The following is a 16767-nucleotide window of genomic DNA, read 5'->3' as shown; positions in this document are numbered from 1 at the left end:
CCCTTCACGCCGATGCCCTGGACACCAACCAACGATACGCACTTTTCCCGAGGTGATCGAAGGTTTCAGGTGGACAACGCCTTTCACGCGCTAGCCTGGAGCGCATGCCATTGAGCCAGGAGGAGCGTCAGGAATTTCTCGCGCAGCCGCACATCGCGGCGTTGGCCGTCGCGGCGGGCCGGGATCGCGGTCCGCTGAACGTGCCGATCTGGTACCAGTACGCACCCGGCGCCGAGGCGTGGGTACTGACCGGCCCGGAGTCGGAGAAGATGCGGTATATCAAGGAGGCAGGCCGCTTCAGCCTGATGGTGCAGCGGCTCGAGCCCACGGTGCGCTACGTCAGCGTAGAGGGGCCGGTCACCCGGATCACGCCGATGACCGACGAACTGCACCGCGAGATGGTCGCCCGCTACCTGCCGCCGGACAAGGTCGACGTCTACCTGAAGGCCGCCGAGGCATACGGCGAGCAGGTCGCGGTGTACATGCGACCCGAGCGGTGGCTGTCCGCGGACCTCGGCGACCTGTCCTCGCTCTAGCGCGCGAGGTCAGTACCTGCCCTGGAGATAGTCGACCAGGTGCTGGCGTTCGGTCGCGAGCTCGGAGATCGCGCTCTTGACCACGTCGCCGATGCTGACGATGCCGATCAGCCGGTTGTCCCGGACCACGGGCAGATGCCGGATCCGGTGGTCCGTCATGACCCGGCGCAAACTGTCGACGTGGTCCTCGGGCACGCAGGTGCGGACCTCCACGGTCATGATGTCCGCGACGGGCGTGTCCAGCAGGTCCGCGCCGAGCTCGTGCAGGCGGCGCACCACATCGCGCTCGGAGACGATGCCCGCGATCCGCATGCCGTCGGGGGACACCACCACCGCGCCGATGTTGTGCTCGGCCAAAGTGGCCAGCAGGCTCCGCACCGTCGTGTCGGGCGGAACCGTGGCGACGTCGCTACCTTTCCTGCGCAAGATCTCCGCGATTCGCATACTTTTCACCATCCAGACTCACGGGGTTCCAGGATCGCAAGTTCGGCAGCGGGTGACCAGCACGAATCCGCATCGTTGCGCGGGCGAGATTCACCAGGCGTACGTGTGCCGCGCTCTACAAGCGCCGCGCGACGCTGCGGTCGAGGTCCCTGGCCAGCAGGGCGATGGCCGCCTGCGAGATGCCCGCCGAGGTGGCGAGGTCGATGGTGGTCAGCTGCGCGATGCGGCGCAGCCGGTAGTCGACGGTGTTGGGGTGCACGTACAGCTGGCGCGCGGTCAGCTGCCGGTTCATGTCGTTGCCCAGGTACGCGCGCATGGTGTCGAACAGTTCGGGGTGCGCGTCGAGCGGGTCGAGGATGGTGGCGATCCGGCGGGCGGCGGGTCCGCCGCGGGTCAGCTGGTACTCCACGGCCAGATCGGTCATCTGATAGAGGCCGGCAGCGCGGCCGCCGACGCGGACCAGGTTCAGCAGTTCGTGGGCCTGCTCGGCGGAATCCGGGATTCGGTCGGTGTCGCCGACGACGACGGTGGCGGTGAGCGGCACCTCGGCGCCCTCGGAGAGCGTGTCGAGCAGTTCGGCGGTGAGCGCGGGGATCTCCTCGCCGAGCGGAATGAGCAGCGTGCCGCCTTTGGTGGAGAGCAGGGCGAGCGCGCGCGAGCGGAAGACGGTGGCCAGCGCGGACTGTAGTCGGCGTAGTTTGCGGCGGGCCGCGACCTGCGCGTCCACTCGCGGGTCGCGTTCGTCCGGATGCTCCGGCACCGAGAGCGCCACCACCTGGTACGCCTCCGCGATCGGGATGCCCGCTTGTCTCGCGAGCGCGGAACTGCCGCGACCGCTGAGCAGGGCGGAGGCCAGCGTCTGCGCCGCGGTCTGGTGCTCGCGGGCGACCAGGTGCTGCTCGTCGACGTAGGCGTCGGAGACCGCGGCCGTGATGGCCTCGAGCAATTCGAGCATCAGATCGGTCGCGACGATCAGCTCGTCCACGTCGTCGGCCTTGGCGCCCTCGGTGACGAGTCCGAAGGCGATGCGCAGACCCTCGTGGTAGGCGCGCAGGATGGTGCCGAGCGGGACCGCCTCGCGCGCCCACTGCGCCGCGGCTTCCCTGACCTCGCCGAGCTGGGCGTCGTCGGGCACCGTCCGGCGATCGAACATCTCGGCCGCGAGCGCGAGGCAGAAGCGCGTCACCTTGGTGACGTCGCCGCGCATCTGCTCACCCGGCAGCGTGCGGCACGGCGCGACGCAGGTCGCGAAGTACCCCACCATGCGCGAGGCGACTCCGTCGGTGTTCTGCAGTGGCACCGACGCCGGCTGTCCGCCTATTTCGAGCGCCGTGGCGGACGTGTCGGCGGACAGATCCAGCGCGGTGAAGGTCATACGTAGTGCTCCAGTGCCACATCGGACGAAATAGAACTGCGCCCGAATCGTTGCATCACTATACGAAACGGTTATGGGCGGGGCGAGTGTTCGGTGAGATACGTTGCATCGCATCACCGTTGTGCATCGTTCCGAAATGCGAGCCTCGGAACAAGGGTGACCGGCGAATCGGCGCTCGCGCCGGCAAGCTCGGCCCGCGGCGGCATGGCCGTATCAGACGGTCGGCGGCAGCTCGCGCCGATGGATGAGCCCTGGCGTCACCGCGCCCCGCTGGCGAGCGCGGTGAACCCGTGAAGCGGGCCCGTGTCGAATCCTCGGGCTCTCGAGCTCAGGGGAAGCCGGTCGGCGCCGAACGGGTACGCGGCGCCGACGGCCTCCGGTGCGGCGGCCGAGTCGTCCGCCCCGGGGGTGGTCCGCTCCGGAACCGGAGCCTATTTCGCCCCGTCTTCCATTGCGGCGCTGTAGATCTCGCGTTCTATCGCCACCGCCGCGTAGTGCTGCCCGCAGGCGCGCAGCTGGGCGATGCGTCGGTGCACTGCCTCGGTGCCGTAGACGGCGGCGATATCGGCGACGCCGAGTCGGCGGGAACGATGTAGCGACTGATCCATGTGAAAGACCTTCGGGCGGTAGCGAGGAGTCCTCGTGGCAACGCTGGCACGGGCTCGGTGAATCTCCTCTGTTTTCGGGCCGAGTGTAGGTCCGTGTTCGATACAGATGCAAGTACAGATGCGCGAACATCGCTGTGAGATAACGGTTTTGGCAACGCGCCGTGATCTTGTACGGCCAACTGTCTCGGCCAGTGGTCCGATCTCGCGAGGCCGTCCGATTCGACAGTGGACCTTCTCGTCGCAGCGCGCGACGGAGCCGAGCCTTCGCGAGGCGAAGCCGTGAGCGATCGGGCGTGCCGGTCGCGGGGATGTGCCGCATCGGCCGCCGCGCCGTCTTGTCCCGAAACCGTTGTTGGCCGCCGATGGCGGTGGTACCGTCCAGACACGTGTCCAGGTATCTGTCTCAACGGTTGTATCCGTCGAAACGGTCTGGGCGAACCTGTTCTCGAAATCGAGGTGTGTGATGACAGCCAGGGTGTCCGCGCCCGGCGAGGGGAGGGCGCCGTGAAGATCTCCGTCGACCTCGACCTGTGCCAGGGCCACGCCGTCTGCCAGTCCGAGGCGCCCGCCGTCTTCGCCGTGCCCAAGCGCGGCCAGGTGGAGATCCTCGAGCCGAGCCCGGACCCGGAACTGCGCGATGCGGTCGCGAGCGCGATCCGCTACTGCCCGACCAGGGCCCTCTCCCTCGCCGACGACGGCGAGACCGACGACGCCGCGAAAGGTGCACACTGATGGCCGCTTACGACCGCGCCGAGCTCGACGAGATGATCCGCCGCTGGATCGTCGAGAACCAGCGCTGCGAGGAGAAGGGCGACTGGAAGCCGCTCGCCGAGATGTACACCGTGGACGCGACTTACGGCTGGAACTACGGCCCGACCCAGGAATTCATGGCGGTCGGGCGCGACGAGATCCGTGATATCGCGCTGGGACAGGAGATGTCGGGCCTGGAGGGCTGGACCTACCCGTACCAGGAGTTCGTCGTCGACGACCGCAGCGGCACGGTGATCGGCTTCTGGAAGCAGGTCGCCGACGCGCAGCGCCCCGACGGCCGCCCGTACAGCCCGGAGGGCATCGGCGGCAGCTGGTTTCGGTACGGCGGCGACTTCCAATGGTCCTGGCAGCGCGACTTCTTCGACTTCGGCAACGTCTCGGCGTTGTTCCTGGAGATGATCACGAACAACGCGCTGACCCCCGGCATGCAGCAACGGATCGCCCGCTCGACCTCCGGCACGCCGCTGCCCGGCTGGTACCGCGTCGGCGAAGCGCCCGCCTCGCTGTGGTGACGCCGATGAGCGCGATACCGAGCCGCTACGCGCGGTTCTCCAGGCAGACGCTGGCCGCGCTGGTGCCGGAACTTCTGTTGTGCGGGCACCTCATCGACCGTTCCGGCATGGCGCACTCCATCGCCGCGTTCGGCAGGACCGGCATGGCGGAGGTGGCCATCGAGGAGTGGCGGCTGGCCAGCCCGGTGTACACCCGCAGAATGCGGCGGGCGCTCGGTTTCGCGGGCGACGGCGTGGAGACGATCTTCAAGGGGTTGCAGCTCGACATCGGCGCGCCGCCGCAGTTCATGGACTTCCGCTTCCGGGTGGACGACCACGAGCACGGCGAATTCTGGCTCGACCACTGCGGCGCGCTGGCCGACGTCGAGCCGATGGGCGAGGACTTCGTGGTGTCGATGTGCCACGACATCGAGGACCCGACCTTCGACGCGACCGCGCTGGCGACGAACCCGCACGCGCGGGTACGCCCCATCCACCGCCCGCCACGGCGGCCCGCCGACCGGAGGCCGGTCTGTGCCTGGCGGGTCACCATCGACGCGGCCAACGAACCGCCGCCGGTGCCGCGCAACGCGGCCTTGGTCGCCGAGTCCGCCGCCGCTCGAACGGAATTGGCGCCCATCGATCCCTCCGACGACGGCCGGTCCGACTACGCGGGACCACTGCTGAGCGACTTGCGTTTCGCGGACTTCTCGCATTCGGCGCTGGTGCGGTTGGCCGAGGAGGTGTGCCTCCAGCACCATCTGCTGACCCTCGGCTTCCTGGTGGCCGTGCGGGCCAAGGCCGACGCGCCGACCGCGACGGCGATCGTGCGCAAACAGTTCACCGGCATCGCCGGACTCACCGCGGACCGCATCCGGCGCTGCCTGCGGCTCGGTGACGACGCGGACGCCCTGGCCACCGTGCTGGCAGCGCATCCGGCGCTGAACCCGTTGCCCTACACCGGCATCGCCGTCGACAACGCGGACGGCACTGTCCGCCTGCGTATTCCGCGGAACAGCGGCGCGAGCACCGACGGCGCGTGGCCCGCGCTGCTCGACCCCGAGCACCTGGCGCCACTGGACGCGCTGGCCCGGGCGGTGAATCCGCGCTGGTTCGCCACGGCCGTCGACGGCGACGACGGGTTGCTGACCGTCGATTTCGGACTCGCCGACGAACCGTTCCGCGAGTCCGCCGAGGTGGCCATCACCCGATTCAGCACCGGCGCGGACTTCGCGTTCACCGACCGCGGAAAACCCTTGCCGCTCACCGTGGTGTGACGGCCGACGAGCGAGACACCAGATGGCCAACAACTTCGCCGACCTCTTCGAGCACGCCGTCGACGCCATGCCCGACCGCACCGCGGTACTCCAGGGCGAGCGGCGCGTCCGCTTCGCGGAACTCGACGCCAGGGCCAATCGGTTGGCCGACCACCTGGCGGCCTCGGGTATCGGGGCGGGCGCGCACGTCGGTTTCCAGATGCACAACAGCGTCGAGACCATGGAGACGTTGATCGCCTGCTTCAAACTCGCGGCCGTCCCGATCAACATCAACTACCGCTACGGCCCCGCCGAACTCGCCTACGTCTACGACAACGCCGACCTGGACGCGCTGGTCTACCACGCCTGTTACGCGGAGGCGGTGCGGGCGGCCAGGTCTCGGGTTCCGCGCGTGCGGCACGCGCTGTGCGTCGACGACGACACGGTGCGTCCTGCCGAGGACGACGCGGTGCCGTACGAGAGCGCGCTGGCGGATCGGCCGACCGCGCGGCCGTCCGTGCCACGCGGCCCCGACGACCTGTTCATGATGTACACCGGCGGCACCACCGGGCTGCCGAAGGGCGTCATGTGGCGGCAGGAGGACATGTGGCGGGTACTCGGCGGCGGCATCGACTTCTACACCGGCGAACCTGTCGCCGACGAGTACCAGCAGTCGCGCATCGGCGCGGCGGGCGACCCGAGCACCTGGTTCGTGCTGCCGCCGCTGATCCACGCCGCCGCGATGATGCCGACCTTCACCGCGCTGTGGTCGGGCAACGCGGTGATCTTCCAGCGCCGCTTCGACCCCGAGGCCGTCTGGGCGGGGGTGGCGCGGCATCGGCCGCAGGTCCTGGTGATCACCGGCGACGCCATGGCCCGGCCGCTGATCGACGCCTACCGGCGGCGACCGGTCGACGCGTCCTCGCTGCTGGCCATCGCCTCGGGCGCCGCGCTGCTCTCGCAGGCGATGAAGAACACCCTGCTGGAGACGTTCCCCGCCGCGGTGGTGTCCGACTCCATTGGGTCCTCGGAAACCGGTTTCGGCGGAATAGGTTTCGCGCAGAAGGACGACGATCCCGCCCGTGGCCCCAGGGTGCGGACCGGTCGGGGCGCGGTGGTGGTCGACGACGACGGACGTCCGGTGCCGCCCGGCGCGGAGGGCTGGCTGGCCAAGACCGGCGCGGTGCCGCTCGGGTACTACAAGGATCCCGGTAAGTCCGAACGGCTGTTCAAGTCGGTGGACGGCGCGCGCGTCGTGGTGACCGACGACCGGGCGCGCGCCGAGGCCGACGGCACGGTGACCCTGATCGGGCGCGGCAACATGGTGGTCAACACCGGCGGCGAGAAGGTGTTCGTCGAAGAGGTCGAGGGCGTGCTGAAGGCGAACGCGCAGATCTACGACGCGGTGGTCGTCGGGGTGCCGCACGAGCGCTGGGGCCACCAGGTCGCCGCTGTCGTCGCGGGCGCCGAACCCGGCCCGATCGATTTCGGCGCGCTGGAACAACACGTCCGCGACCACTTGGCCGGATACAAGGTGCCCAAACAGATCTGGGTGACCGACGCCATCGTGCGCTCGCCGAGCGGCAAACCCGACTACCGATGGGCCGCCGGCCACATCGCGGGCCGCGCGCCCGATCACCGATCCGCCTGAACCGGGCCGCATTGTGCCGCAGGGCATTCCATCCAGGAGGTAGACATGACCGCACCGTCGTTGCCCGCGGGTTTCGACTTCACCGATCCCGCGCTCTGGCAGAACCGCAGCCCCGTCGAGGAATTCGCGCTGCTGCGCCGCACCGCGCCGGTGTGGTGGAACGCCCAGTCCGACGACGCCTCGGGCGGATTCCGCGACGGCGGATACTGGGTGGTGAGCAAGCTCGCGGACGTCAAGGAGATCTCGCGCCATCCGGAGCTGTACTCCTCCCAGCGCAAAGGCGCCATCATCCGGCTGCCCGGTGACATCACCCCGGAGCAGATGGACCTCACCGGTGCGCTGCTGGTCAACATGGATCCGCCCAAGCACTCCAAGATCCGCCGGATCGTCTCCAAAGGATTCACCCCGCGCGCGGTCGAGAGCCTGCGCGCCGCGCTGACCGAGCGCGCCGAGCGCATCGTGCACGCCGCCAAGCGCGCGGGCGGCGGCGATTTCGTCCAGCAGGTGGCCTGCGAGCTGCCGCTGCAGGCGATCGCCGAACTGCTCGGTGTGCCGCAGGAGGATCGGCGCAAGGTCTTCGACTGGTCGAACCAGATGCTCAACTACGACGATCCCGAGTACGGCGACCCGGCCACCGCCTCGGCCGAAATCCTCGGCTACGCGTGGACCATGGCCGAGCAGCGCCGGGCGTGCCCGGTGCACGACATCGTCTCCGAACTGGTGCACGCCGACGTCGACGGCGAGGCGCTGGCCTCCGACGAGTTCGGGTTCTTCGTCATCCTGCTCGCGGTCGCGGGCAACGAGACCACGCGCAACGCGATCACGCACGGCATGAAGGCCTTCGTGGACAACCCGGAGCAGTGGGAGATCTACCGCGCGAGCCGGCCGCGGACCGCGCCCGACGAGATCGTCCGGTGGGCCACTCCGGTGACGGCCTTCCAGCGCACCGCCACCGAGGACGTGGTGCTCGGCGGCCGGCGCATCCGTGCCGGACAGCGGCTCGGATTGTTCTACAGCTCGGCCAATTTCGACGAAGAGGGCTTCACCGACCCGTTCACCTTCGACATCCTGCGCGATCCCAATCCGCACGTCGGCTTCGGCGGAACCGGCACGCACTATTGCGTCGGCGCGAATCTGGCCCGGTTGGAGATCGACCTGATGTTCAACGCGATCGCCGACGCCATGCCGACCCTGCGCCAGGTCTCGGATCCGGTGCGGTTGCGGTCGGGCTGGATCAACGGCGTCAAGAGCTGGCAGGTCCGCTACGACTGAGACGGCGACACTCGAACGGCCGCGACCCGCCGCCGCGGCCGTTCGAGTGTGCTCAGCCGTCCCGTCGAGGGCCGCGCCTGCGGTAACGCACCCGGCACGGCTGTTGCAGCTGCACCACCATCTTCGAGTGGTCGTTGCGGTAACTGTCCGAGGGCTGGGCCATCTCGAACTCCCAGTCCCGCAACAGGATCGAGAAGATCGCCTTGAGCTGCATCAGCGCGAACGCGGCCCCGACGCAGCGGTGCCTGCCCGCGCCGAAGGGGATCCACGTCCAGCGGTTGACGATGTCCTCCTGGTTCGGGTCGATATAGCGGCCCGGGTCGAAGGCGTCCGGATCGGGGAAGTCCTCGGGCAGCCGGTTGGAGATGGCGGGGGTGGCGGCCACGTGGTCGCCCTCGGCGATGTGGTATCCGCACACCTCGAAGTCGCCCCTGGCGACGCGCATCAGGATGATCAGCGGCGGATGCAGGCGCAGCGTCTCCTTCAGCACCGCCTCCAAGCGCGGAATCTGGCGCAGCGCACCGAAACTCACCGGGGAACCGTCCGCGTACAGCTCATTCAGCTCGGCGACGACGCTGTCCAGCAGTTCGGGGTGGCGCAGCAGTTCGATCACCGTCCATGCCGCCGTGCCCGAGGTGGTGTGGTGACCGGCGAACATCATCGAGATGAAGATGCCGGTGATCTCGCTGGCGCTGAAGCGCGGTTCGCCGTTCTCGCCGGGCACCGAGACCAGCACGTCGAGCATGTCGCGGTCGCCGCGGTCGGCGGCGGGGCGGGCGGCCCGCGTGTCCATGATTCCCTGCACCAGCTCGACGAGCGCGGCGCGAGCCTCGTCCCTGCGGCGGAAGCTCTCGATCGGCGCGTAGGGGTCCACGTAGGCCAAGGCGTCGGTGCCGCGCTCGAGTTCGTGATAGAGATGCGCGAACCTGCCGTCCAGCTCGTTGCGGAATTTCACGCCGATCAGGCAGGCCGAGGATGTGTAGATGGTCAGTTCGGCGAAGAAGTCGAGCAGGTCGATCTCGCCCTCGTCGCCCCAGCGCGCCAGCATCCGCTCGACCTCGGCGGCGATCGTGGCCGCGTGCCCGCGCATGTGCTCGGCGCGCAGCGCCTGGTTGTGCAGCATCTCCTTGCGGCGTTCCGGACTGGCGTCGAAGACCACCCCCTCGCCGAAGATCGGCTTCATGAACGGATAGGCCGCGCCCTGGTCGAGATCCTCGTCGCCGGATCGGAAGAAGAATTCGTTGGCTTCCGCCCCGGACAACAGGATGACCTGCTTGCCCGCGAGTTCGAAGGCGCCGATGTCGCCGCACTCGGCGCGCACCCGGCGCATCAGCGCGATCGGGTCGGAGCGGAATTCCTCGAGATGTCCGTGCTCGTGCTCGCCGCCGGAGACGCGCTGTGGTTTGACCAGAGTCATCGGAAATCCTTCCACAGATACCTGTCCAGACATATGCTGGACACGTGTCTGGACAGTACTACTGCCGACCGGGCGCGAGCAAGGGATTCGCGGTCGCGTGATCGCGCGCAGGGCCCTCTCGAAGGGGTGAAGAGTGGACGCACGGCAACAGTCCTCGCGAGGGCGCTTCCCGATCCTGTGGGCCACCTGGGCCGTGGTGCGGCTCAAAGTGGCTGGGCTGGCGTTCGTTTCGATGATCGCGGTGGTAGCGCTGCTCGCCATGTCGATGTACGCGGGCCGCTTCGAGTCGACCGCGACGGTGTTCGTCGACGCGCCGCGCTCGGGTCTGGTGCTCGATCCGGACGCCGCGGTGCGGATGCGCGGTGTCGAGATCGGGCGCGTCGCGGCGGTCGAACCGCACGCCGATCGGGTGCGGCTGCGGCTGGAGCTGGATCCGGAGCTGCTGCGCATGGTGCCGGAGAACGCCCTCGTCGACATCCGCTCGACGACGGTCTTCGGCGCCAAGTACGTGCACTTCGTGTCGCCTGCCGCGCCGTCGCCACGCTCGCTGGCGCCGGGGGCGCTGGTCCGGGCGGAATCGGTCACCGTCGAGTTCAACACCCTGTTCCAGCGGCTCTCCACGGTGCTCGCGAAAGTCGAACCGGGACAACTGAACGCGACGCTGGCCGCGCTGAGCGCAGCGTTACAGAGTCGCGGTGAGCTGCTCGGTGATCTGCTGGCGCGCGCGGACGCCACGCTGCGCCTGCTGAATCCGAGTCTGCCGCAGCTCGGCCGTGACATGGCCGCCACCGCCGAGGTCACCGACGTCTACGCCGATACCGCGGGGGAGTTGCTGCGCACCGTCGACAACGCGACCGTGACCGGCGCGACGGTCGCCGACCGCGCCGCGGACTTGGACGAAATGCTGCTCAACGTGGTGGGTTTGGCCGAGACCACCCGCGCGGTCCTCACCGAGAGCGAGCAGCCGCTGGCGACGGCGGTCCGGCTGCTGCGCCCGGGAAGCGCGCTGCTGAACGAGTATCGCCCGGCGTTGCGCTGCGTGATCACGGGCATCGCCTCGGTGATGCCGTTGGCCGAGGCGATATTCGGCGGCATGGTGCCGGGGGCGGTGTTCAACACCAATTTCATGCTGGCCTCCGAGCCGTACCAGTATCCGGAGGACCTGCCGAAGGTCAACGCGACCGGCGGTCCAGACTGCTCCGGCATCGACCAGCGCACACCGGGCGCGCACGCGGACTATGTCGTGACCGACACCAGCGAGGGCGCGCTGTTCGTCCCGTCGACCAGTGCCCGGCTGCACGCGGATCCGCCGACGGTGTTCGAGATCTTCTTCGCCGGGCTGCCCGGTGTCGCTCGCCGGTGAGGTTCAGCCGTCCAGCAGGTGCGGCAGGCCCGCGCGATAGCAGCAGGTGGCGGATGCGAGAGCGTGGTGCGCGCGCGACTGCCACCAGTCGGTGGCGGTGTCGCGGGCCTCGTGCAGGAGATCGGTGAGCACCGGGCCGACCGACGGCCAGGCCTCGCGCAGCGCGCCGAAGGCCAGCGCGGCCGCGAGCGCGGGGGTGAAGACGTCCTTCGGATCTCTCGTTCGCGAGAAGATCGCGGTGACCGCCCGCGCCAGCTCCGGGTCGTTCATCGCGCGTCGGTAGAGCTGAATCTCCAAGGGGCTCATCGCCGTCGCGCGGGCCAGCCGGTTCGTCCACTGGTAGATGTCGAGACAGTCGGCGAGGCGCCGGGACTCCCAGGCGCGCAGCGCCGCGTCCAGCCGGTCCGGCTCGTGCAGCACCGGTGCGGCGAGTTCGCCGAGCCGTCGGCCGTAGTGCAGCGCGTCGCGAATGCCCTGGGCGGTCACCGGATCCTTGAAATGACCCGCGTCGCCGGGCAAGGCCCACCCCGGGCCGCTGGATCGGCGGAAGTAGGAGACCAGCCCGGTCGCGGAGCGGACGCGACCGACCCGCTCGCTCCCCGCGAGCCGGGCCGCCAGCCCCGGAATGCGTTCGATCGCTTCGCGATAGCGTCGTTCGGCGCCGCCGGGCCCGGGACGGTTCACGCTCGACGGAGGTTGCACCAAGGCGAGCAGCAGTCCGTCGTCGCAGGGAAAGGCGGTGCCGAGGTCCGGACCGTCGCGCCACTGGGCGGCCACCTCGCGCCAACCGGTCGCGGCATCGCGCCAGTAGGCGAAGTAGCAGTCGCGGCCACTCGGCGCGGACAACCGGGGACTGGACGCCCCGGCCAGCCGGGCCACCGTGCTGCGCCGTCCGTCGGCGCCGACCACCAGGGCGGCGCGCAGCTCGCGGGTGCCGGAGGCATCGGTGTACCTGACACCGGCGCAACGCTTTCCGCGCCAGAGCAACTCGCCGACTCGCGCACCCTCGCGCAAGTCCGCGCCCGCTTCGACCGCGGTGGCCGCGAGCGCGGCGTCCAAGCCGGTGCGGCGCACGCACAGCGCGTAGTCGATGCCGTCGACCGGCACGAACGGCGAGCGGATGGTGTGGCCCGCGCCCGCCGCGAACGCCGTCCGCAGCGGTGGCGCGCTCAACGCGGTGACGCGATCCAGCGCGCCGAGACGTGCCAATTCCGCGACACCACCGGGCCACAACAGGTGCGTGGAGAGGGTGTCCGAGGGAAATCGCGTCGCATCCAGCAGCACGACTCGCACGCCCGCCCGTGCGAAGGCGGCGGCCGTCGCCGAGCCCGCGCAGCGGGCGCCCACCACGACGACCTCGGTATCCTCCACCGGGATGGCGGGAGCGCCAGGCATTTTCGAACCACCTCGGTCACAACGTCTCGGACACAGTGTCCGGACAAGAGTCAGCCTATTGATCAGAATGGCCGAACTCGCCACCGCGGACTTGTTCGACGCGGCCGAGACCTGGTGGCGCGCCGACCACGGCGACCACCGGGCCGGGGTGGTGCGTGCCATCGGCAGCATGATCGCGGGATTCCGCGAGCATCGCTATCTGCTGCTGGCGCTCAGCGAAGTCGCCGCCTACGACCGGGATGTGGGGCGGTACTGGAGCGGCCGGGTCGCGGCCTTCGTGGGCGTGGTGCGGACCAGACTCGAGGCAGATCGCGCTGGGGCGTGATCGATCCGGCCGTCGATTCGACCGCGACGGCGTTGGTTGCTGACCGCCATGGTCGAGCGCTCGATCACCGCCGCCTTCGCGGCGAAATCGGTCGTCACCGACCCCGCGCTGGCCGAGTTCTTGGGACGGGCGAGCTGGCTGGTCGTCTACGGTGACGCGCCCGGAGCGTGAACGATGCGCGAAAAGCGCTGCGCCGGAGCGCTATCGGCGTGACCTACTCGTCGTCGAGACCGGCGGACAGGTACGCCGCCGCCGCGAGCCATTGCCTGCACTGCGGGCCGTGCACCTCGTGGACGTGCAGAATCTCGCGTGCCCTGCGGTAGGTGAGGCCACCGGGTTCGGCGCCGCAATCGGCGGTGGACACTTCGCTCACGGCGCGTGGCCGCAAGGTCTCGACACCGGTGCCTCCGAGGAAGTCCCGGTGGGGAGTTCGAAATGGCTGACTCATGTCGACCGCCCCTCGCGTCTGGCGATGGGGAGGCGAATTGTCTGGCGACGCCGGCGCGAACTCCCTGGCGCCTCCCCGCTATCTACCGCCCGAGTTTAGAGCCGCGTACCTTACAGATGCAAGTACATTTGCACGAACGACCAACAGGTATGTAAAACGGCGGCCGCCCGATCGCTGGGCGGCCGCCGTTGTGGCGCAGGGGCTTTCCTGATGTGCCCCAGAATATTACTGACGTGTCAGGAATTCACCGGTGTGACATCAGTTCTCGATGACGCGTCACGTTATTTCCGACGGCTCGGACTTTTTCGCGACGCGTCGGTATTCGCGTCGTCCCGCGTCAGGGTTTCCGCGCCACGGCGCCGTACGCGGAAATGGGCCGGATCTCGCCCACCTCGGCATTCTGGGCGCGCCACTGGGTGATGGAGGTGAAGCCCGGCTCCACCATCTCCAATCCGTCGAAGACGGCCTTGATCTGGGCCTGCGGCCGCGGCACGTACGGAACGCCACCGGTGCCGGTGTAGTTCTCGCAGAGGGTCACGTACTCCTTGCTGTCGTCGGTGCCGTCCCACATCACCAGGTAGCTGCCCGAAGGCACGGCGTCGAGCACCGTGTGCACGATGCGCAGCAGCTCGTCGTAGGTCTTGGCGTGGCCGAGCACGCCCATGAACATGACAGCGATCGGCTTGTTGAAGTTGAGCACGTTGCGCGCGTCGGCGACGATCTGCTCGGTGTCGTGGAAGTCGCAGTCCACGTAGGTGGTGACACCCTCCGGCGTCGTGCTGGTCAGCAGCGCCCGCGCGTGGGTCAGCACCAGCGGATCGTTGTCCACATAAACGATTTTCGCGTCCGGCGCCACGCTCTGCGCGACCTCGTGGGTGTTCTGCATGGTCGGCAGGCCGGTGCCGATGTCGAGGAACTGGCGGATGCCGACCTCGCTGGCCAGGTAGCGGACCGCGCGGATCAGGAACTGCCGCGACTGCACGGCCATGGTGGTGATGTCGGGGTCGACCTCGATGCCCGCGTCGCCGGCGATCCTGTCGATTTCGTAATAGTCCTTGCCGCCCATCCAGTAGTTCCAGATTCGCGCGGAATGGGGAATGTCGGTCCGGATGAGTGGGCTGTGGTCTTCGGGCATCGCGTAAGACTCCTCTGGAACATGTGTGCGTGGCCGGATGTCCGCCGCCCTTGACCGATGTGCGGGGCGCGCCGCGCGCGTCTGACGCCGGGGTTGTCGCGAATGGACGGTCATCCGATGTGCTCTGTGACAGTACAAGATTCGGTTGCGGCGAGCGGTCCGGATGCGCGAGGTGAACGGGGCCTTTACACGAGTCCGCGAACCACCGGCATCAAAGCCGACCGGTAGGTCCGAATTATTCTGCGCCGCATGGTGAACTTCGTGCTATCGTCCGAACGTAGGTGCAAATGCAAGAACGTTTGAGCGTGCATCTGCAAGCACTCAAGCCGTAAGTCCCTCACACTGGCAGTAACCGAGGAGTGGGAAATGTCGGGTACAACCACGCACAAGATCACGAGCGCCTGGCGCAAGAGTTCGTTCAGCGGACCGAGCGGCGGCAACTGCGTCGAAGTGGCGGAGGTGTCGAACGGGCTGGTCGCCGTACGCAACTCGCGCGATCCCGAGGGCGCGGTCCTGTTCTATACGCGTCCGGAGATCGACGCGTTCGTCCGCGGTGCGAAAGCTGGAGAATTCGACGATTTGACTAGCTGAAAGGTAACATTGCGGTCGGTGCGGTGTGTCTCGTAACGACAAGTGTGTGACACACTGGTGGGCAACCTCGAGTATCGGAGACGAACTCCATGATCGCAGAACCCAACGACGATGGCCTGGTGCAATCGGTTGTCGCGGAGCGTGGTCCGACCGTGCTCCGGATCGCCCTCGGTGGGCAATTGCGCAAACTACGCGAGAGTTGCAACATCACCCGCGAGGCCGCCGGTGACGCGATCCGTGGTTCGCACGCCAAGATCAGTCGTCTCGAGTTGGGCCGCACCGGTTTCAAAGAACGCGACATCCGCGATCTGCTGACCCTCTACGGCGTCAGCGATCCGCTGGAACGCGAACAGTTCCTGACGCTGGCAAGGCAGGCCAACGAACCCGGTTGGTGGCACCGTTACAGCGATCTGCTGCCGTCTTGGTTCGGCACTTACCTCGGCCTCGAGCAGGCGGCCAACAAGATCCGCACCTACGAAGCGCATCTCGTGCCCGGCCTGCTACAGACGCCCGAATACGCAAGGGCCGTACTGGCTCTCGGCTACGACGACGCCGACACCGATCGGCGCGTGGCCGTGCGTCAGCGCAGGCAGGAGATCCTGCACCGCACCGACCCGCCGATCGTCTGGGCGGTGATCGACGAGGCCGCGCTGCACCGTCCGGTGGGCGGGCCGCAGGTGCACCGCGAGCAGATGGAACATCTCATCGCGCTGGCCGCCCTGCCGAATGTCACCATCCAGGTCCTGCCGTACTCGGCGGGCGAGCACGCGGCCGCGGGCAGCTCCTTCAGCATCCTGCGCTTCGCCGAGCCCGAGCTACCCGACATCGTGTACCTCGAGCATCTGACCAGCGCGCTGTACCTGGACCGCAGGCAGGATCTGGCGCTGTACCTTTCGGTGATGGACCGCCTGAGCGTACAGGCCTTGCCGCCGCAGAAGTCGATCGAGATCTTGTCGTCCTACGCGACCGGACTTGCGACGATCACCCCTCCGCACTGAAGATTGCGAGCGGTCTCTTTTCGCTTCCCGCGCGGCGGTGCGTGCGGAGCGAAAGCGATTGATCGCGTGAACATCCGGATCGCCGCGCGCGCTCGCTGAGCGGTGGGTTGTCGCGGGTCGGTCATACGGTTCGATTCGAACCGCGGAGAAGCTGTGCGAAGGCGGATTCAGCCGCCGGGTGAGCGTCCGGATGACGCGAGAGAAGTTGTCGGGTCGCGATGTGCGTCGCACACCGAGGCCTCCCGGGCGGAGGTGGCGCCCGGCCGAGGCTTGACAGCCGAGAATCATTGGCGCGCAGCGTTGTTCGACTGCGGCGCCGCGTGCTGAGTCGGCTACTGCTTGATGAAAGTGGACGCGATACGCCAGAAGGTCGCCGGTTGCAGCGCCTTCAGATCCCAGTCGTCCGCCATGGCGTGCGCCGTCGAAACGATCCGATCGATGTCGAAATCGTTCCGGGTGGCCGCGCCGGTGGACTCGACGGCATCGATGACGAACGCGACCGCCGTTTCTCGTGAGTACGTGGTGTTTCTGTGGCCACTGCGGGCCGGCGATGTGCTCATAGTTCTACCGTTCGCTGGCTGGTCGGCCAGTGCGGCCTCGGCGAACCCGAGCCGGCCGCCGACGAGTGGTTGGTCCATAAGACGCCCCTGACTGTAGGCGGCAGCAAACTTCCGGCGACTTTGCCATCGGT

Annotated in this window: 19 protein-coding genes; 11 read left to right on the top strand and 8 right to left on the bottom strand. The window is 68.3% G+C overall.

What is annotated here, in order from left to right:
• Nucleotides 1-104: 104 nt before the first annotated feature.
• Complete coding sequence (locus FB390_RS24825) at nt 105-536, top strand: pyridoxamine 5'-phosphate oxidase family protein (RefSeq protein ID WP_141811118.1); 432 nt, start codon at nt 105-107, stop codon at nt 534-536.
• 9 nt (nt 537-545) lie between these two features.
• Here FB390_RS24825 and FB390_RS24820 read toward each other — a convergent pair whose 3' ends face one another.
• From FB390_RS24820 to FB390_RS33720, 3 genes are all read right to left on the bottom strand, one after another.
• Nucleotides 546-980: a CBS domain-containing protein gene (locus FB390_RS24820; protein WP_141811117.1), complete on the bottom strand. Its 435-nt coding sequence runs from the start codon at nt 978-980 to the stop codon at nt 546-548.
• 115 nt (nt 981-1095) lie between these two features.
• Nucleotides 1096-2355, bottom strand: a complete 1260-nt coding sequence (locus FB390_RS24815) for a PucR family transcriptional regulator (protein ID WP_141811116.1) — start codon at nt 2353-2355, stop codon at nt 1096-1098.
• A 431-nt stretch (nt 2356-2786) separates the two neighbouring features.
• Nucleotides 2787-2963, bottom strand: a complete 177-nt coding sequence (locus FB390_RS33720) for a hypothetical protein (protein WP_185757160.1) — start codon at nt 2961-2963, stop codon at nt 2787-2789.
• A 504-nt stretch (nt 2964-3467) separates the two neighbouring features.
• On the opposite strand from FB390_RS33720, the gene FB390_RS24810 reads away from it, so the two are divergent.
• Genes FB390_RS24810 through FB390_RS24790 form a run of 5 tightly spaced genes read left to right on the top strand, consistent with a single transcriptional unit; the run spans nt 3468 to nt 8404 of the window.
• Nucleotides 3468-3695 carry a ferredoxin gene (locus tag FB390_RS24810; RefSeq protein WP_141811115.1) on the top strand — a complete coding sequence of 76 codons (228 nt, stop codon included), beginning with the start codon at nt 3468-3470 and terminating at the stop codon, nt 3693-3695.
• On the top strand, nt 3695-4246 hold the full coding sequence (locus FB390_RS24805; RefSeq protein ID WP_141811114.1) for a Cif family virulence factor: 552 nt from the start codon (nt 3695-3697) through the stop codon (nt 4244-4246). Before FB390_RS24810 ends, FB390_RS24805 begins: the two co-directional genes overlap by 1 nt.
• 5 nt (nt 4247-4251) lie before the next feature.
• Nucleotides 4252-5502, top strand: a complete 1251-nt coding sequence (locus FB390_RS24800) for a hypothetical protein (RefSeq protein ID WP_141811113.1) — start codon at nt 4252-4254, stop codon at nt 5500-5502.
• A gap of 22 nt (nt 5503-5524) precedes the next feature.
• Nucleotides 5525-7132, top strand: coding sequence for an acyl-CoA synthetase (locus FB390_RS24795; protein WP_141811112.1), 1608 nt, complete (start codon nt 5525-5527; stop codon nt 7130-7132).
• 45 nt (nt 7133-7177) lie between these two features.
• Nucleotides 7178-8404, top strand: a complete 1227-nt coding sequence (locus FB390_RS24790; protein WP_141811111.1) for a cytochrome P450 — start codon at nt 7178-7180, stop codon at nt 8402-8404.
• Nucleotides 8405-8456: 52 nt separating this feature from the next.
• Here the strand turns inward: FB390_RS24790 and FB390_RS24785 are convergent, their stop codons facing one another.
• Nucleotides 8457-9821: a cytochrome P450 gene (locus FB390_RS24785; RefSeq protein WP_141811110.1), complete on the bottom strand. Its 1365-nt coding sequence runs from the start codon at nt 9819-9821 to the stop codon at nt 8457-8459.
• A 193-nt stretch (nt 9822-10014) separates the two neighbouring features.
• On the opposite strand from FB390_RS24785, the gene FB390_RS24780 reads away from it, so the two are divergent.
• On the top strand, nt 10015-11184 hold the full coding sequence (locus FB390_RS24780; protein WP_425465919.1) for an MCE family protein: 1170 nt from the start codon (nt 10015-10017) through the stop codon (nt 11182-11184).
• 3 nt (nt 11185-11187) lie between these two features.
• Here FB390_RS24780 and FB390_RS24775 read toward each other — a convergent pair whose 3' ends face one another.
• Nucleotides 11188-12579, bottom strand: coding sequence for an NAD(P)/FAD-dependent oxidoreductase (locus FB390_RS24775; RefSeq protein WP_141811108.1), 1392 nt, complete (start codon nt 12577-12579; stop codon nt 11188-11190).
• 58 nt (nt 12580-12637) lie between these two features.
• Here FB390_RS24775 and FB390_RS24770 point away from each other — a divergent pair, with 58 nt between their 5' ends.
• Together FB390_RS24770 and FB390_RS34680 are read left to right on the top strand one after the other, a co-directional pair.
• Nucleotides 12638-12904 (top strand): hypothetical protein, encoded by a 267-nt coding sequence (locus FB390_RS24770; protein WP_141811107.1) that lies wholly within the window; start codon nt 12638-12640, stop codon nt 12902-12904.
• 36 nt (nt 12905-12940) lie between these two features.
• The gene (locus FB390_RS34680; protein ID WP_281292409.1) at nt 12941-13075 is read left to right on the top strand and encodes a hypothetical protein; all 135 of its coding nucleotides are present in this window, start codon (nt 12941-12943) and stop codon (nt 13073-13075) included.
• A 43-nt stretch (nt 13076-13118) separates the two neighbouring features.
• On the opposite strand, the gene FB390_RS24765 is transcribed toward FB390_RS34680, so the two are convergent.
• Together FB390_RS24765 and FB390_RS24760 are read right to left on the bottom strand one after the other, a co-directional pair.
• A complete protein-coding gene (locus tag FB390_RS24765; protein WP_141811106.1) occupies nt 13119-13352 on the bottom strand; it encodes a hypothetical protein in 234 nt (77 codons plus the stop codon).
• A 337-nt stretch (nt 13353-13689) separates the two neighbouring features.
• Nucleotides 13690-14487 (bottom strand): SAM-dependent methyltransferase, encoded by a 798-nt coding sequence (locus FB390_RS24760; protein WP_141811105.1) that lies wholly within the window; start codon nt 14485-14487, stop codon nt 13690-13692.
• Nucleotides 14488-14853: 366 nt separating this feature from the next.
• Between FB390_RS24760 and FB390_RS24755 the strand changes: the two genes are divergently transcribed.
• The gene (locus FB390_RS24755; protein WP_141811104.1) at nt 14854-15078 is read left to right on the top strand and encodes a DUF397 domain-containing protein; all 225 of its coding nucleotides are present in this window, start codon (nt 14854-14856) and stop codon (nt 15076-15078) included.
• Between the two features lie 89 nt (nt 15079-15167).
• Nucleotides 15168-16076: a helix-turn-helix domain-containing protein gene (locus FB390_RS24750; protein ID WP_141811103.1), complete on the top strand. Its 909-nt coding sequence runs from the start codon at nt 15168-15170 to the stop codon at nt 16074-16076.
• Between the two features lie 332 nt (nt 16077-16408).
• On the opposite strand, the gene FB390_RS24745 is transcribed toward FB390_RS24750, so the two are convergent.
• Nucleotides 16409-16636 carry a hypothetical protein gene (locus FB390_RS24745; RefSeq protein ID WP_067778370.1) on the bottom strand — a complete coding sequence of 76 codons (228 nt, stop codon included), beginning with the start codon at nt 16634-16636 and terminating at the stop codon, nt 16409-16411.
• Nucleotides 16637-16767 lie beyond the last annotated feature (131 nt).

Source organism: Nocardia bhagyanarayanae, assembly GCF_006716565.1.
GTDB lineage: Bacteria > Actinomycetota > Actinomycetes > Mycobacteriales > Mycobacteriaceae > Nocardia > Nocardia bhagyanarayanae.
Note: the sequence above shows the minus strand (reverse complement) of the source record. Positions and strands in the feature narration are given on the sequence as shown.

Bases quoted from the DNA above. Each gene is read 5' to 3' on its own strand.
- FB390_RS24825 (WP_141811118.1), top strand. From the start codon at position 105: ATGCCATTGAGCCAGGAGGAGCGTCAGGAATTTCTCGCGCAGCCGCAC.
- FB390_RS24820 (WP_141811117.1), bottom strand. From the start codon at position 980: ATGCGAATCGCGGAGATCTTGCGCAGGAAAGGTAGCGACGTCGCCACG.
- FB390_RS24815 (WP_141811116.1), bottom strand. From the start codon at position 2,355: ATGACCTTCACCGCGCTGGATCTGTCCGCCGACACGTCCGCCACGGCG.
- FB390_RS33720 (WP_185757160.1), bottom strand. From the start codon at position 2,963: ATGGATCAGTCGCTACATCGTTCCCGCCGACTCGGCGTCGCCGATATC.
- FB390_RS24805 (WP_141811114.1), top strand. From the start codon at position 3,695: ATGGCCGCTTACGACCGCGCCGAGCTCGACGAGATGATCCGCCGCTGG.
- FB390_RS24800 (WP_141811113.1), top strand. From the start codon at position 4,252: ATGAGCGCGATACCGAGCCGCTACGCGCGGTTCTCCAGGCAGACGCTG.
- FB390_RS24795 (WP_141811112.1), top strand. From the start codon at position 5,525: ATGGCCAACAACTTCGCCGACCTCTTCGAGCACGCCGTCGACGCCATG.
- FB390_RS24790 (WP_141811111.1), top strand. From the start codon at position 7,178: ATGACCGCACCGTCGTTGCCCGCGGGTTTCGACTTCACCGATCCCGCG.
- FB390_RS24785 (WP_141811110.1), bottom strand. From the start codon at position 9,821: ATGACTCTGGTCAAACCACAGCGCGTCTCCGGCGGCGAGCACGAGCAC.
- FB390_RS24775 (WP_141811108.1), bottom strand. From the start codon at position 12,579: ATGCCTGGCGCTCCCGCCATCCCGGTGGAGGATACCGAGGTCGTCGTG.
- FB390_RS24765 (WP_141811106.1), bottom strand. From the start codon at position 13,352: ATGAGTCAGCCATTTCGAACTCCCCACCGGGACTTCCTCGGAGGCACC.
- FB390_RS24760 (WP_141811105.1), bottom strand. From the start codon at position 14,487: ATGCCCGAAGACCACAGCCCACTCATCCGGACCGACATTCCCCATTCC.
- FB390_RS24755 (WP_141811104.1), top strand. From the start codon at position 14,854: ATGTCGGGTACAACCACGCACAAGATCACGAGCGCCTGGCGCAAGAGT.
- FB390_RS24750 (WP_141811103.1), top strand. From the start codon at position 15,168: ATGATCGCAGAACCCAACGACGATGGCCTGGTGCAATCGGTTGTCGCG.
- FB390_RS24745 (WP_067778370.1), bottom strand. From the start codon at position 16,636: ATGAGCACATCGCCGGCCCGCAGTGGCCACAGAAACACCACGTACTCA.